15 protein-coding genes and 1 other RNA gene are annotated in these 13,499 nt (G+C 36.9%); 9 read left to right on the top strand and 7 right to left on the bottom strand.

Features of this window, described 5'->3' with window-relative positions; translation table 11 throughout:
* Window positions 1–93 precede the first annotated feature (93 nt).
* The 5 genes from B3L86_RS07750 (at window position 94) to B3L86_RS07730 (ending at window position 4,941) form a co-directional block, all read left to right on the top strand.
* Entirely contained in the window at window positions 94–396 is a 303-nt protein-coding gene (locus B3L86_RS07750; RefSeq protein ID WP_045972341.1) for a hypothetical protein, read from the top strand.
* Window positions 397–482: 86 nt separating this feature from the next.
* The gene (locus tag B3L86_RS07745; RefSeq protein ID WP_291117249.1) at window positions 483–2,654 is read left to right on the top strand and encodes a TonB-dependent receptor; all 2,172 of its coding nucleotides are present in this window, start codon (window positions 483–485) and stop codon (window positions 2,652–2,654) included.
* A gap of 4 nt (window positions 2,655–2,658) precedes the next feature.
* Complete coding sequence (locus B3L86_RS07740; RefSeq protein WP_045972337.1) at window positions 2,659–3,453, top strand: cation transporter; 795 nt, start codon at window positions 2,659–2,661, stop codon at window positions 3,451–3,453.
* 302 nt (window positions 3,454–3,755) lie between these two features.
* Window positions 3,756–4,019 (top strand): hypothetical protein, encoded by a 264-nt coding sequence (locus B3L86_RS07735; protein ID WP_291117240.1) that lies wholly within the window; start codon window positions 3,756–3,758, stop codon window positions 4,017–4,019.
* A gap of 346 nt (window positions 4,020–4,365) precedes the next feature.
* Window positions 4,366–4,941 (top strand): fasciclin domain-containing protein, encoded by a 576-nt coding sequence (locus tag B3L86_RS07730; RefSeq protein WP_291117237.1) that lies wholly within the window; start codon window positions 4,366–4,368, stop codon window positions 4,939–4,941.
* 214 nt (window positions 4,942–5,155) lie between these two features.
* Here the strand turns inward: B3L86_RS07730 and tpiA are convergent, their stop codons facing one another.
* The 6 genes from tpiA to B3L86_RS07700 all read right to left on the bottom strand — a co-directional run bounded on the left by tpiA (window position 5,156) and on the right by B3L86_RS07700 (window position 10,193).
* Window positions 5,156–5,905 (bottom strand): triose-phosphate isomerase, encoded by a 750-nt coding sequence (gene tpiA, locus B3L86_RS07725; protein WP_291117234.1) that lies wholly within the window; start codon window positions 5,903–5,905, stop codon window positions 5,156–5,158.
* Window positions 5,905–6,405 carry a TlpA family protein disulfide reductase gene (locus B3L86_RS07720; RefSeq protein WP_291117231.1) on the bottom strand — a complete coding sequence of 167 codons (501 nt, stop codon included), beginning with the start codon at window positions 6,403–6,405 and terminating at the stop codon, window positions 5,905–5,907. Before B3L86_RS07720 ends, tpiA begins: the two co-directional genes overlap by 1 nt.
* Window positions 6,406–7,210: 805 nt before the next feature.
* On the bottom strand, window positions 7,211–8,275 hold the full coding sequence (locus B3L86_RS07715) for an ABC transporter permease (RefSeq protein ID WP_414655126.1): 1,065 nt from the start codon (window positions 8,273–8,275) through the stop codon (window positions 7,211–7,213).
* 8 nt (window positions 8,276–8,283) lie between these two features.
* A complete protein-coding gene (locus B3L86_RS07710) occupies window positions 8,284–8,487 on the bottom strand; it encodes a hypothetical protein (RefSeq protein WP_291117226.1) in 204 nt (67 codons plus the stop codon).
* 1 nt (window position 8,488) lies between these two features.
* Window positions 8,489–9,595: a BT_3928 family protein gene (locus B3L86_RS07705; RefSeq protein WP_188362168.1), complete on the bottom strand. Its 1,107-nt coding sequence runs from the start codon at window positions 9,593–9,595 to the stop codon at window positions 8,489–8,491.
* A gap of 52 nt (window positions 9,596–9,647) precedes the next feature.
* A complete protein-coding gene (locus tag B3L86_RS07700) occupies window positions 9,648–10,193 on the bottom strand; it encodes a DUF1599 domain-containing protein (protein WP_188362169.1) in 546 nt (181 codons plus the stop codon).
* 87 nt (window positions 10,194–10,280) lie between these two features.
* Here B3L86_RS07700 and folP point away from each other — a divergent pair, with 87 nt between their 5' ends.
* Together folP and B3L86_RS07690 are read left to right on the top strand one after the other, a co-directional pair.
* Window positions 10,281–11,102, top strand: coding sequence for a dihydropteroate synthase (folP, locus tag B3L86_RS07695; RefSeq protein ID WP_291117222.1), 822 nt, complete (start codon window positions 10,281–10,283; stop codon window positions 11,100–11,102).
* A 3-nt stretch (window positions 11,103–11,105) separates the two neighbouring features.
* Window positions 11,106–11,819, top strand: a complete 714-nt coding sequence (locus B3L86_RS07690; RefSeq protein WP_291117219.1) for a hypothetical protein — start codon at window positions 11,106–11,108, stop codon at window positions 11,817–11,819.
* Here the strand turns inward: B3L86_RS07690 and rlmH are convergent.
* Window positions 11,813–12,286, bottom strand: a complete 474-nt coding sequence (rlmH, locus tag B3L86_RS07685; RefSeq protein WP_291117216.1) for a 23S rRNA (pseudouridine(1915)-N(3))-methyltransferase RlmH — start codon at window positions 12,284–12,286, stop codon at window positions 11,813–11,815. The genes B3L86_RS07690 and rlmH overlap by 7 nt on opposite strands.
* A 61-nt stretch (window positions 12,287–12,347) precedes the next feature.
* On the opposite strand from rlmH, the gene B3L86_RS07680 reads away from it, so the two are divergent.
* Window positions 12,348–13,121 (top strand): DUF3667 domain-containing protein, encoded by a 774-nt coding sequence (locus B3L86_RS07680; protein WP_291117213.1) that lies wholly within the window; start codon window positions 12,348–12,350, stop codon window positions 13,119–13,121.
* A 16-nt stretch (window positions 13,122–13,137) separates the two neighbouring features.
* An RNA gene (rnpB, locus tag B3L86_RS07675) (RNase P RNA component class A) lies at window positions 13,138–13,463 on the top strand.
* The last annotated feature ends 36 nt before the right edge of the window (window positions 13,464–13,499 follow it).

Genomic DNA, 13,499 nt, shown 5'->3' with positions numbered 1-13,499 from the left:
GTTACCTGCAAGCGTAAAACAACGTTCGTGCTAAAAAACGACATTTCGGGAAAATCAAAAAATAACGAAACAATTTTTACCTAACTTTGTAAAATGAAATTTATATCTTTAATATTAGCCGTTTATGTATTGCTGTTATCAGCCGTACCGTCTTTTATTGAGGATAAATGTATGCAGGAACATACCACCGAGCAAGGACAAAACGAACAAGACGAAGATTGCAGTTGCTGTTCGCCTTTTTTTAACTGCAACACCTGTACGGGATTTGTTTTAACCAACTTTCATTTTTCGATTGAACATTCAGTAAAAGAACCCCAAAGAAAATTAGGCACAATGCCAACACCGCCTATTTCAGACTTTCCTTATTCTATTTGGCATCCTCCACAATTGGCTTAATATATGGTGCTTTCCGCCCAAACTGATTTGTTACGGTGCTTTCCACCGTTATTACTTATTTATTAAATATTAAGCATTATTTTTCAATGAAAAAAATACTCTTTGTGTCATTTTTTATGACACTCAACCTTTGTGTATATGCACAAAATACGTTCAAAGCTGTAATTAAAGACAGCGAAAAAAAAGAGCCTTTAATGGGCGTAACCGCACAGGTAACAGGCACTACAATCGCCACAATTTCCGATGAAAACGGACATATTATATTAACAGGTATTGCAAACGGTTTGCAAGAAATTCAATTTAGTTATATCGGTTTTGCCCAACGTACCGACAGCTTTAACTTTCCATTAGAAGATACAACCCCGATTGAGATTTTACTCTATGAAAGTTCAACAGAGTTAGACGGTATTGTTATTTCATCTACAAGAAGTACAAGAACTATCCAAAATATCCCTACACGCATTGAGTTTATCGGAAGAGAGGAATTAGACGAAAAAGGCAATATGAAAGCAGGGGATATTCGTATGCTTTTGAGTGAAAGTACAGGTATTCACGTACAAACCACATCGCCCACAAGTGCCAATGCAAGTATTCGTATTCAAGGGCTTGACGGACGATATACGCAAATTCTAAAAGACGGTTTTCCTATTTATTCGGGTGCTTCGAGCGGATTGGGTTTGTTGCAAATTCCACCGCTTGACTTAAAGCAGGTTGAAGTTATTAAAGGTTCAACATCTACGCTGTACGGTGGTGGAGCAATAGCAGGTTTGGTAAATCTGATTTCCAAGACACCAACGGAAGAAAGGGATTTGCGTTTTCATTTAAACGGAACATCGGGCAGGGGTTTAGACATCAATGGTTTTTACGGACAGAAGTTTAAGAAAATCGGAACGACAATATTTGCTTCGCATAATCGCAACGGAGCTTACGACCCTGCACAAATCGGGCTTTCTGCCATTCCCCAATTTGAAAGGTATGTACTGAACCCTAAATTATTTGTTTACTTCAATGATAAAACAAAAATGAACTTCGGCATTAACACCACCATTGAAAACCGTTTGGGTGGCGATATGCTTTACATCAAAGGCAAAGGCGATAACACACACCAATATTTTGAAGAAAACAAAACACAACGCTATTCTACCCAATTTGTTTTTGACCATACGGTAAACGAAAACAGTTTTGTACAGATAAAGAACAGCGTAAGTTATTTTAACCGCAATACAGCTATTCCCAATTACGAGTTTGAGGGAAGGCAAACAGCCACTTTTACGGAAGCAAGCTATACCCACAGCAAAGAAAAGTCAGAATGGGTAACAGGCGTTAATATTTGGACGGACAATTTTAAAGAAAAGCAGATGACCGCATTTCCGTTAAGAGATTACAACCAAACCACATTCGGGGCTTTCGTTCAAAATTCTTTTAAGGCTACGGATTGGCTTCAATTGGAAACAGGTTTAAGAACGGATTACGTGATAGATTACGGAGCTGTTTTTTTGCCAAGAATATCGGCATTGTTTCAGATTGCTAACGGATTGACTTCACGTATCGGAGGCGGATTTGGCTACAAAACACCAACCATTTTTACGGAAGAAAGCGAACGCATACAATATCAAAATGTAATGCCTATTGACGATAATACCAATAAATTAGAAAAGAGCTACGGAGCAAATGCAGACATCAATTACCGTACTAATATTGGCGATGATTGGACATTCAGCATAAATCATTTATTCTTTTACACCTATTTGGATAATCCTTTGTTGCTTCAAAATATAGCTACAAATACATATCAGTTCATCAATTCATCGGGCTACATTCATACCAAAGGAACAGAAACCAATATCAAAATCGGTTATGATGATTTTAAATTGTTTTTGGGCTACACCTTTACCGATACCCGATTGATTGAAAACGGAATAAATACCGAAAATCCATTAACACCAAAACACCGCATTAACTCTGTACTGATGTATGAAATAGAGGATAAATGGAAGATTGGTTTGGAAGCCTATTATTTTAGTCCGCAAAAGCTCAATGACGGAACAACAGGTAAAGACTATGTGATGTGTGGCTTTATGGCTGAAAAAATTTGGGAAAGATTTTCTTTGTACATCAACTTTGAAAATTTCCTTGATACAAGGCAGACCCGTTTTGACAACATTTATACAGGCACAATAACCAACCCTGTTTTTAAAGACATCTATGCACCATTGGACGGATTTGTAATTAACGGGGGAATAAAATTTAGACTTTAAGAAGATGAATAAAACCATATTTAATATAACAAAAATGGATTGCCCAAGTGAGGAGCAATTAATCCGTATGAAACTGCAAAACTTTGATACGGTAAAGTCATTGGAATTTGATATTCCCAATAGAAAACTAAATGTTTACCATAGTGGAAACCCAGAGCCGATTTTTTCGGCTTTGGAAACCTTGAACCTAAATACAACGCTGATTTCAACCGAAGAAACTAACGCAGTTGTTGAAACAGATACAAGCAATAGCCAACGGAAACTACTATGGACGGTATTGATTATCAATTTCGTTTTCTTTGGATTGGAAATGTTGTTCGGTATTTTTTCCAACTCAATGGGATTGGTAGCGGATAGCTTGGATATGCTTGCCGATAGCATCGTTTACGCATTGGCTTTGTTTGCTGTTGGGGGTACGATTGCAAGAAAAAACAATATCGCCAAATTTGCAGGTTACTTTCAAATCCTGTTAGCCGTTATCGGTTTTGTTGAAGTTATCAGACGTTTTATCGGAATAGAAGCGATGCCCGATTTCAAAACAATGATTATTGTTTCTGTTTTGGCATTGATAGCAAACGTACTTTGTCTTTACCTGTTGCAAAAGAACAAAAGCAAAGAAGCACATATGCAGGCTTCGATGATTTTCACGTCAAACGATGTTATAATCAATTCGGGAGTTATCGTTGCGGGAATTTTGGTCAATTGGTTAAACTCGAGTTATCCCGATTTGATTATCGGAGCTATTGTATTTGTAGTTGTGGCAAGAGGAGCGTATAGAATATTGAAATTGGCGAAATGAAACCGAAAGAACGCCAGCAGGTAATAGCTAGAGTTTCGTTGGGCTTGAAAAGCCAACAATGAAACCCCCCGACAACTATGGTTTTACCAAAATAAAATTTTTCTATCTTTGAAGGGTGAGTGGAAAATACAAATTTTGGGAAACAATCGGAGTTTGTTTTATATTCACTAAATTGGAACTGTATGAGTGCCAGAAATTACGGGAATGATGATCAAACTATTTTAGAGATTGATTTGAATTAGATTTTGGGCACGAGCGGGACGCTCGCGCAAGCGGGGGATTGGAATTCTTATTTGACTGCATTGGCACCAAAAGGAAGATTTCATACAGTGGGAGCCGTTTTGGAGCCGATGGAAATCCCAGCATTTAGTTTAATTATGGGAGAAAAATCAGTAGGAGGAAGCCCCATAGGAAGTCCGGCTTTAACTAAAACTATGCTGGATTTCTGTGTAAGACACTCTATCTATCCCGATGTTGAAGAATTTCCGATGGCAAAGGTAAATGAAGCAATTGAACATCTAGAAAATGGTAAAGCTAGATTTAGGATAGTATTGAAAAATGAATAGCTATTCAAAATAGCTATTGTTTTTATACATGATGAGTCAACAGTGATTCTTAAAGATTGGGATTGTTGAACTCTTCTTTGTCTGGAAGGCGAAAACTAATTACAAGTACGTCTTCTGTAGAAATTTTATTAAGAGGTAGCTACTATTTCAAGAGGACGAGATGTCCTCTTTTTTTTTTTGTAATGTTCAAACTATCTGAATGTTTACTTTTTTATGTCAACTAAACAATACTAATTTACTCTTTATTTAAGTTTAATCGATAAACTTTGTTTAATGTTTTGTTAATTATGCTAAACAAAATTTATTAACCTCTATCTTTACATGAATTAATATAAAAAAAATAAAAATGAAATTAATCAAATCCTTAACCATGTTATCATTAGTAGGAGCTATGGTGGCTTCTTGTGGTGAAAAGAAAAATGAAGAAACTGTAGTGACAGAAGAAGTAGTAGAAGAAGCTGTAGTTGTAGAAGAAACGCCTAATATTGTTGGTGTTGCTTCAGGCAATGCTGATTTTAGTACGTTAGTTGCGGCTGTAGGAGCTGCAGATTTAGTAGGAACATTGAGTGGCGAAGGTCCATTTACGGTTTTTGCTCCAACGAATGCTGCGTTTGACAAACTTCCTGCGGGAACTGTGGAATCGCTTTTGAAACCGGAAAGCAAAGACAAATTGACTGCGGTTTTGACTTATCATGTTGTAGCCGGGAAATTTGAAGCGGCTGCTGTAATTGATGCTATCAATGCAAACAATGGAAAATTTGAAGTAACGACTGTTCAAGGTGGAAAAATCACGTTGAGTTTAGTTGGTGGAAATGTAGTTTTAACAGATGCAAATGGTGGTACAGCTACCGTTGTTATTGCAGATGTTGCTGCTTCAAATGGCGTTATTCACGCGATTGATACGGTTGTTATGCCAAAATAAATAGTGTTATTTGTTAATTCTAGAAAAGTCGTTACAGTGATGTAACGGCTTTTTTTTGTTGATTGAGGTTGAATGGCGACTTTGATTATGAGAACCTCTTCTGTCGGGATGACATACGGTTTGTTAATAGCCTATGGGATAATTCGTGAGCTATTTTAATTAAAAAAAAATCCTGCCCACAAGGACAGGATTTGAAATGAATATGTAATTTATTTTACGCTAAAACAATTTTGGAAAAGTCTTCGCTTTTCAAAGCGGCACCTCCAATGAGTCCGCCGTCAACATCGGGTTTTGAGAATATTTCTGCGGCATTATCCGGTTTTACGCTTCCTCCATAAAGAATGCTTACATCTTCTGAAACGCTATTTCCATATTTTTTTTGAATCGTATCTCTAATGAAATCATGCATTTCTTGTGCTTGATCGGGTGAAGCCGTTTCTCCGGTTCCAATGGCCCAAACGGGTTCATAGGCTAAAATGATATTCTTCCATGCTGCTGCATCTAAGTGAAATAAGCCGTCTTTTAATTGGTTTTCTACAACATTAAAATGGTTGCCGTTTAAGCGGTCTTTTAATTCTTCACCAAAACAAAAAATGACTTCCATGTCATGTTTTAAAGCGGTATCTACTTTGTTGGCTAACAATGCGTCGGTTTCATGAAAATAGGCCCGTCTTTCTGAGTGACCTAAAATGACAATATTCACACCTACACTTTGCAACATGTTTGCAGAAATCTCACCCGTAAAAGCTCCGCCTTCTGCTTGGTGCATGTTTTGTGCGGCTACTTCAATGTTGGTAAACTCTAAATGATCTGCCGCAGCTGCCAGATTAATAAAAGTGGGAGCCACAATGACTCTTGTTTCACAATCTGTTGGAATGGCTTGTATCAATTCATTGAGTAAATCTTCTGTTTCTTCGGCGTTTTTGTGCATTTTCCAATTTCCGGCTACGATACGTTGTCTCATTAGTTTAGGTTTTTAAGGGTTTCAATCAATTTTTCATCATCGGCTTCAATGGCACGGTATAAGGCTATTTTACCTGTTGGATCTACGACCATGTATCTCGGAATCCAATCAATGTCAATTGCATCTTTAAAGCCACCGCCTTTCCAGTTGGAGCGAATTAAATAATGTTCGCCTTTTACGTTGTATTTTTCAATACCTGTTGCCCAGGTATCCGGGGTTTTGTCATACGATAAGAATACATAAACTACTTCGGGAAAACGCTCTTGTAAGCTTTCTACTTTAGGCATGCCTTTGATACAATCAGGACACCAGGAAGCCCAAATGTCGATGACGATGGTTTTTCCTTGGTATTTTTTTAATATTTCTTGAAAGGAAATGTCTTCTCCGGTTTGCGTTTGCATGATTTCGGCTAAGGCTTCAGGGGAGAATTCTGTTTTTTGGGCTTTTGTGCAGGAGGTAAATCCGAATAAAAGACAAAGTGCGAAGATTATTTTTTTCATGTTTTTTATTTACAAATTTAATTAAAGTTCGATTACAATAGTATAAAGAAAATATAAATTAATGGGTTTTTTACAACGAAAATGTAGATTTTTTTGCCACGAAGAAAAGAAGACACTAAGATTATGATTTTTGAAATGGTTACATCATAATGGTGGGTTTGACAAGAAACAACGATTTTTATGTGGTTAGAAAATAAACAAACAACAAAAAAATTAAGCCACATAGATACATAGGAAAAAAGGACATAGAACCAATGCTTGGTTTCGCATAGCTGGTTTATCTGTAACTGAGCGAAGCGTCTTCAATAACTATGAAAAACTATGTTTCTAGGTGGTTAAAGAAAAAACAAACAACAAAAAAATTAAGCCACATAGCTACATAGGAAAAAAGGACATAGAACCAATTGCTTCGCCTGTTCGCTACCGCTCGGGCAATGTCATTAAGTTAAGCTTATTTTTTTTCTCGCAAAGTCGCAAAGTCGCAGAAAAACGTATTAAAATTTAGGTTTAGCGTATCCTTCTCAAGACCTTCTTTCTTTTTCAAATTACAAAATCCTTAACTCAATGATATTGTGCTCGAACGAGCTGGGGATAAGCTTTGTGTTACTTGGATTATGGGATCCTTCCTTCGTCAGGATGACAAACTGGGGGTGATTTGCTTTGTGTGACTTTTTCAAATTACAAAATCCTTAACTTAATGACATTGACCGCTCGGGTCTTGGTTTCGCACAGCTGGTTTATCTGTAACTGAGCGAAGTGTCTTCGATAGCTATGAAAAACTATGTCTCTATGTGGTAAAAAAAAATTAAAACAGCCTAATTTTAGGGTCAAGGTAAGCATAGATCATGTCAACAAGGATGTTGATGACAACAAAGGTTGTGGCAATAACAATCACAGAGCCCATGATAACAGGTAAATCCAAATTGTTTAAGGCTTCTACAATTTCTTTTCCTAAACCGTTCCAACCGAAGATGTATTCTACAAAAACAGCACCGGCTAACATAGAGGCAAACCAGCCTGAAATGGCAGTCACAACAGGGTTTAGTGAATTTTTTAAAGCGTGAGTTTTGATAATTTGGTATAAGTTTAACCCTTTGGCTTTGGCAGTTCTGATATAATCCTGACTGAACGTTTCCAGAAGTGAATTTCGCATCAATTGGATGACAACTGCTAGGGGTCTTATTCCTAAAACAATTCCCGGTAGGAGGATGTTTTTCCATTGGATGGTGCTGCCTTCGCCAAAATCATCGACTTCGTATAAACTTCCGGTCATGTTGAGTCCCGTGTACTGGTGCCACACAAAACCAAACAACCACGCAAAAAGAATGGCACTGAAAAAGGAGGGAATACTCATGCCTAGGGTACTCAATAAAGCAATCATTCTGTCTAATAGGGTGTCTTTGTAAAGTGCAGAGATGATGCCGAGAAAAATACCAACAACTATAGCAATGACAATGGCAAAAACCGCTAGTACAAACGTGTTGGGTAAGGTGTTGCCGATAACGGCGGTTACTTTTTTGCCGCTTTTTTGAAAGCTTTCTCTCAAGTAAGGGGTTTTTATTGCTAAGGTGGTAGCACTGATGGTTACTAGCTTTTGGGCGTTGTATTTTCCTTCAGCTAAAAAGGTATAATCGGATTCGTTTTTACTGTGAAAGGAAAGGGGCGACAAGTCGTTGAGGTAATATAAATATTGTGTCATCACGGGTTTGTCGAAACCGTATTTCTTTTTTACTAACGCCAATTGTTCGGAGTTTTCGTTTTGGTCCAGCATCATTCGAGCCGGATCGCCGGGTAACACGGTAAACAGAAAAAAGATTACGGTAATCACCCCAAAAAGGGTGAGTAACGCATAACCGATTTTATGAAACAAATAACGAATCAAGGTTGTTTGTCTTTTTTAAAATGATTTACTGTTCGTGCAATCAAACCTCCAATCGCTAAAAATAAAATAAGAACCCCTAAAATAATGGTAACATATTTAGGTAAAAAGTCGCTTTGCTCGTGAATGGTCAGCAATCGAATGCCAATGTATATCATGAACAAGGAAGCAATGATGTTTCCTAGTGTGAAAATGGGTTTCATCTTATTTTAAATTTACTTTGTCAATGTCGTTGAAATGTCTTTTTTCCACTATGGTTCCTTTTTCTAAAACCACAATACTCGGATTAGCTCTTTCAATGGTTTTTAGTGTTGTAGCATCACAGAAATAGTAATCAAACGTAAGGTTGTGTTGCTTTTGAGCTTTTTCAATCAACGGCTGGTCAGAAGCAGTCATACCAATTACTTTGTAGCCTTTTTTCAAGGCCTTTTGATGGAACTCTTCCAATAAGGCCATTCCCGATGCTTCCGCTTTTGCTAAATCGTAGGAGATCAAAAGGATAAGCTTTGGTTCTTCCAATAACTCTTCGGTATAATCAGAGCCATCAAGTTCCATAGTGTAATCGTGGATTGGAGGAACGTATCCTTGTTTGATTAACTTGTCTTTTCGGTCAACGAACTCAGCATTTTCAGGAACATTTCCTGCCATTACTTCGTCATAACTGATTTCGGTGTCCACGCCATCGATTTTGTAAATGAATACCATTTCAAATTCGGATTTTTCCGCACCTTCGGGAATTTCCATTCCTTTTTTGATATTTGTACCCACTTTGTATGCTCTGAAATCTTTCACAGGAAGGTGCATCAACACATGGTAAGCAAAGAACAAACATCCTGCATAAGCTAAGAAAACGATTCCGTTTTGAGTTAATTTATTGAAAAGTGGTTGGATGTATTTTTGATTGAAAAATAAAATTAAAATCAGTACCAGCAAGACAATGTCTTTGGTGAACGATTCCCAAGGGGTTAGTTTTAAGGCATCGCCAAAACAACCACAATCGGTAACCTTATTGAAATAAGCGGAGTAGAAGGTAAGGAACGTGAAAAACACAATCATTAACAGCAAACTCCAAACCGTGAATTTGGTTTTGAAACCAATTAACAACATGATTCCCAGTACTACTTCAAAGATGACCACCACAACGGCAATCAATAAGGCATAGGGAATAAAAAACGGTACATTCAGTACGTTTTCTGCAAAATATTCTTCCAGTTTAAACGAAAAACCAACGGGGTCGTTTAACTTAATTAATCCGGAGATGATGAATAAAACACCAACGAGTATTCGGGAAATTTGTGTAAGTAACTTCATTTTTTATGTGTCAATTAGTTAATTTGTCAATGCGACAATTCCAAACGTGTTTTTATTTATTGTGAAAACCCAAATGAATCAAAGCAAATACCGCATAGTTAATCATGTCTTGGTAATTGGCGTCAATGCCTTCCGATACGAGGGTTTTTCCTTTGTTGTCTTCAATTTGTTTTACGCGTAATAGTTTTTGCAGAATCAAATCGGTTAAAGAACTTACCCGCATGTCACGCCAAGCTTCCCCATAATCATGGTTTTTGTCTTCCATTAATTGTTTGGTTAATTTGATTTTTGCGTCGTAAAGCGAAAGAGCTTCTTCGCGGTTTAAATCGGGTTGGTCCACCACCCCTAACTCCAATTGAATCAAAGCCATAATGGAATAATTGATGATGCCGATAAATTCTCCGGTTTCGTCTTCTTGAATTTTTCGGGAGCTGTTTTCCTGAAGACTTCTGATGCGTTGTGCTTTTATAAAAATTTGGTCGGTTAGTGAAGGCAATCGCAATATACGCCAAGCACTTCCGTAATCTTTTAGTTTGTTGCTGTATAAATCTCTGCAAATGGCTATGACTTTGTCGTATTCTTGTGCCGTGTTACTCATTATTGATTGTATATTTGTAATAGTTTTTCAAAAATACAATTTTAAGTAAAAGAACGAGCTACTTTTTAAATCCTTTTTTCAAACGAGATGTTAATAAACTGTCGCGGTAAACTTATCGATTTGGCCACCCCAAAAGTAATGGGTATTTTGAACGTTACACCTGATTCTTTTTATGATGGTGGATGGTATTCTAACGAAAAAGCCATTCTGAATCATGTAGAAAAAATGGTGACTGATGGAGCTGATTTTATAGACATTGGTGTTTATTCCAGCAAACCGAATGCAGCTTTGATTTCAGAAAAAGAAGAAATTGAACGCTTGTTGCCTGTTTTGGTATTGCTACAAAAGCATTTTCCGGAAACGCTACTTTCCATCGACACCTTTAGAAGTGAAGTTGCCAAAATAGCTTTGGAAAACGGAGCGGCTTTGATTAATGATATATCTGCAGGAATGTTGGATGTCAACATGATGCAAGTGGTGGCTCATTATCAAGTTCCGTATATCATGATGCACATGAAAGGCACGCCACAAAACATGACTACTTTAACGCAGTATGATGATTTAATGAAAGACGTACTTTTTTATTTTTCAGAACGCATTTTGGAAGCTCGAAAATTGGGGATTAACGATTTACTTATTGACCCGGGATTCGGATTTGCAAAAACAGTGGAACAGAATTTTGAGCTACTGAAAATGCTGGAGCTGTTTGCCGCTTTTGAATTGCCCCTGTTAATTGGCGTTTCCCGAAAATCAATGATATATAAAACCTTGGCAACCACACCCGAGTTGGCTTTGAACGGCACCTCTGTTTTAAATACAGCTGCTTTGTTGAAAGGAGCCAAAATACTTAGGGTTCACGATGTAAAAGAAGCCGTTGAATGTGTCAAATTAGTTACTTTATTACAATAAATTATGCGAATTAGTTTTTTAGTTATTCTTGCTTTTGCAATGATGGGTTGCAAAAAAGATGTTCAGTTAGCCAAAGCCAATCGAACTATTGATTCTACGATGGTGGATCACACACCGGTGTATCTGTTTTTTGAAGTGAAAGACAAAGATACGATGGTGCAGGTGAATCGAAACAATACCATTAGTACTACCAACTGGGTTTTTAATGTGGATAAGCGATTGCCGTTGCGATTGGCAATTCCGCAAATAATCAAACTACAAAACAAACGCAAAAACGATGATGTTCATACGGAAGATATTGCGGGCAATTATTATTCCTATACCGATAGTATTCAGCGGTCGTTAGCTTTTATTTCGTTTAAATCGATTAGTTATACCTATGATTCTTATTTTTCAAGTATTTATGTGAAAGAAAATCCGGAATACCACATGCATTTTCAAACGTATTACATCAACTTTAAGCAAGATAAGACCATTACTGTTGACGGAAATGAAGTGAGCCAAAGCGAATTGTTAGCTTTTCTAAAAGACTATATTGCATTTTCGGGGGAAGGAAAACGGAATTTGATATACTTGAATTTTGATGAGGAAGTATCTTTTGATACCTATTTGTCCAATGTGGTGTTGCTAACGGAATTGGAAAATGAAACGACACAAATTGCCACAACCCATTTTATTTACAATAAAAAGAAGTTACCGGATTGCAATTGTTATTGATGGTGGTAGGGCTCGTTTTTAAGAATGGTAAAAGCTCGGTATACTTGTTCAATAAAAAATAAACGCACCATTTGGTGGGAGAACGTCATGGCTGATAATGAAATTTTTTGATTGGCTTTTTGATACACTTTTTCAGAGAAACCATAGGGACCACCAATTACATAAACTAACGTTTTGATACCGGCATTCATTTTCTTTTGTAATTCGGCAGAAAACGCCATGCTGCTGAAGGATTTTCCATTTTCATCCAATAGTATTAAATAGTCAGTAGGAGTGAGCTTGCTTAAAATCAGTTCGCCTTCCTTTTCTTTTTGCTGGTCTTCCGAAAGGTTTTTTGCATTTTTCAAATCGGGTATAACTTCCAATTCAAACTTGATGTAGAAGGACAACCGTTTTTGGTATTCCTCCATTAAAGTTTGTAAATTCTTATTGTCGGTTTTACCTATGGCGATTAATTTGATGTTCATTGCTGATTTTTTTCAAAAGTACAAAGTATTTTTTTTTACTTTAGAGAAAAAATTTAAACCCATGCCTTGTAGAAATTGTCAAAGTGAGATGCAAGTCAATGAAAAGTTTTGTTCTACTTGTGGTGCAAAAGTCATTGTAAACAGAATTACAATAAAACAAATAGTTTCTGATTTGTCACTGACGTATTTTAGTTTTGACAATAAGTTTTTTGTCACCTTTAAAACTATTTTTACCGATCCGTCCGATGTGGTAAATGGTTACATCAATGGACTGCGAATGCGGTATGTAAATCCGATTTCCTATTTTATTATTGCGGTTGCCATGGGTGGAATTTTTTCATTGTTAATGGTTAGAGGACATTTGGTTGAAATTGACTACGGACAATTTTCTGATACAAATTCCCCCATTAAAATGGAAGAAATTATGAGAAAGGTGGCAGATTATAACAATTTGGTTTATCTGATTTCCTTACCGTTTATGGCGTTAATGTCTAAAATTGTTTTTTATAATTTGAAGCAGTATAATTACGCCGAACACTTAGTGGTTTATGGTTATACGTATTCTCAATGTGCCATTTTATCCTTTTTGTTTATTCCGGTTTTGTATGTGGTTAAACCGCCAATGAATTATTATTCCCTATTTTCCATAGTACTTTACACGATTTTACATGTTTATTTTCTCAAGAAAATTTTCAATTTAACGACAAAGCAAATGTTTTTAAAAACATTACTTTTTATTCCGGTGTTTTTGGTTTTTTATATTGGTATTTCAGTAGTTACAGCTATTGCTTTTTTTGTTTATTTATACCTTACTAATCAATTTCCAATTCCTTAAAAAGAAGTATCTTTGCCCCGCAGACCGCCTTATCGCTTTCGCCTTGGCGAAGGAGGAAAGTCCGGACACCAGAGAGTAGCATAACGGGTAACTCCCGTCCGTTCGCTTCGGCGAATGAGGACCAGTGCAACAGAAAGTATGTACAGTTCGGCTGTAGTGAAACCAGGTAAACTCTATGCGGTGCAATGCCATGTATATCAACGCTCCGTTTCGGCGGATAAGAGCTACTCGTTCGATGTTGAAGGGTAGGCAGCTAGATCAAGTCAGTAATGGCTTGGCAAGATAAATGATAAGGGTTCGTTTCGGCGAATACAGAATCCGGCTTATAGGTCTGCTTTTTTTAAGGATATAGTTTGAAAGTACACTTTCTCAATTCTT

It is taken from the genome of Flavobacterium sp. UBA6135 (genome assembly GCF_002428305.1).
In the GTDB taxonomy this organism is placed as follows: Bacteria; Bacteroidota; Bacteroidia; order Flavobacteriales; family Flavobacteriaceae; genus Flavobacterium.
This window is presented reverse-complemented; position numbering and strand designations above follow the sequence as displayed.

Coding starts and splice junctions, on each gene's coding strand:
- B3L86_RS07750 (WP_045972341.1), top strand. CDS start 94: ATGAAATTTATATCTTTAATATTAGCCGTTTATGTATTGCTGTTATCA.
- B3L86_RS07745 (WP_291117249.1), top strand. CDS start 483: ATGAAAAAAATACTCTTTGTGTCATTTTTTATGACACTCAACCTTTGT.
- B3L86_RS07740 (WP_045972337.1), top strand. CDS start 2,659: ATGAATAAAACCATATTTAATATAACAAAAATGGATTGCCCAAGTGAG.
- B3L86_RS07730 (WP_291117237.1), top strand. CDS start 4,366: ATGAAATTAATCAAATCCTTAACCATGTTATCATTAGTAGGAGCTATG.
- tpiA (WP_291117234.1), bottom strand. CDS start 5,905: ATGAGACAACGTATCGTAGCCGGAAATTGGAAAATGCACAAAAACGCC.
- B3L86_RS07720 (WP_291117231.1), bottom strand. CDS start 6,405: ATGAAAAAAATAATCTTCGCACTTTGTCTTTTATTCGGATTTACCTCC.
- B3L86_RS07710 (WP_291117226.1), bottom strand. CDS start 8,487: ATGAAACCCATTTTCACACTAGGAAACATCATTGCTTCCTTGTTCATG.
- B3L86_RS07705 (WP_188362168.1), bottom strand. CDS start 9,595: ATGAAGTTACTTACACAAATTTCCCGAATACTCGTTGGTGTTTTATTC.
- B3L86_RS07700 (WP_188362169.1), bottom strand. CDS start 10,193: ATGAGTAACACGGCACAAGAATACGACAAAGTCATAGCCATTTGCAGA.
- folP (WP_291117222.1), top strand. CDS start 10,281: ATGTTAATAAACTGTCGCGGTAAACTTATCGATTTGGCCACCCCAAAA.
- B3L86_RS07690 (WP_291117219.1), top strand. CDS start 11,106: ATGCGAATTAGTTTTTTAGTTATTCTTGCTTTTGCAATGATGGGTTGC.
- rlmH (WP_291117216.1), bottom strand. CDS start 12,286: ATGAACATCAAATTAATCGCCATAGGTAAAACCGACAATAAGAATTTA.
- B3L86_RS07680 (WP_291117213.1), top strand. CDS start 12,348: ATGCCTTGTAGAAATTGTCAAAGTGAGATGCAAGTCAATGAAAAGTTT.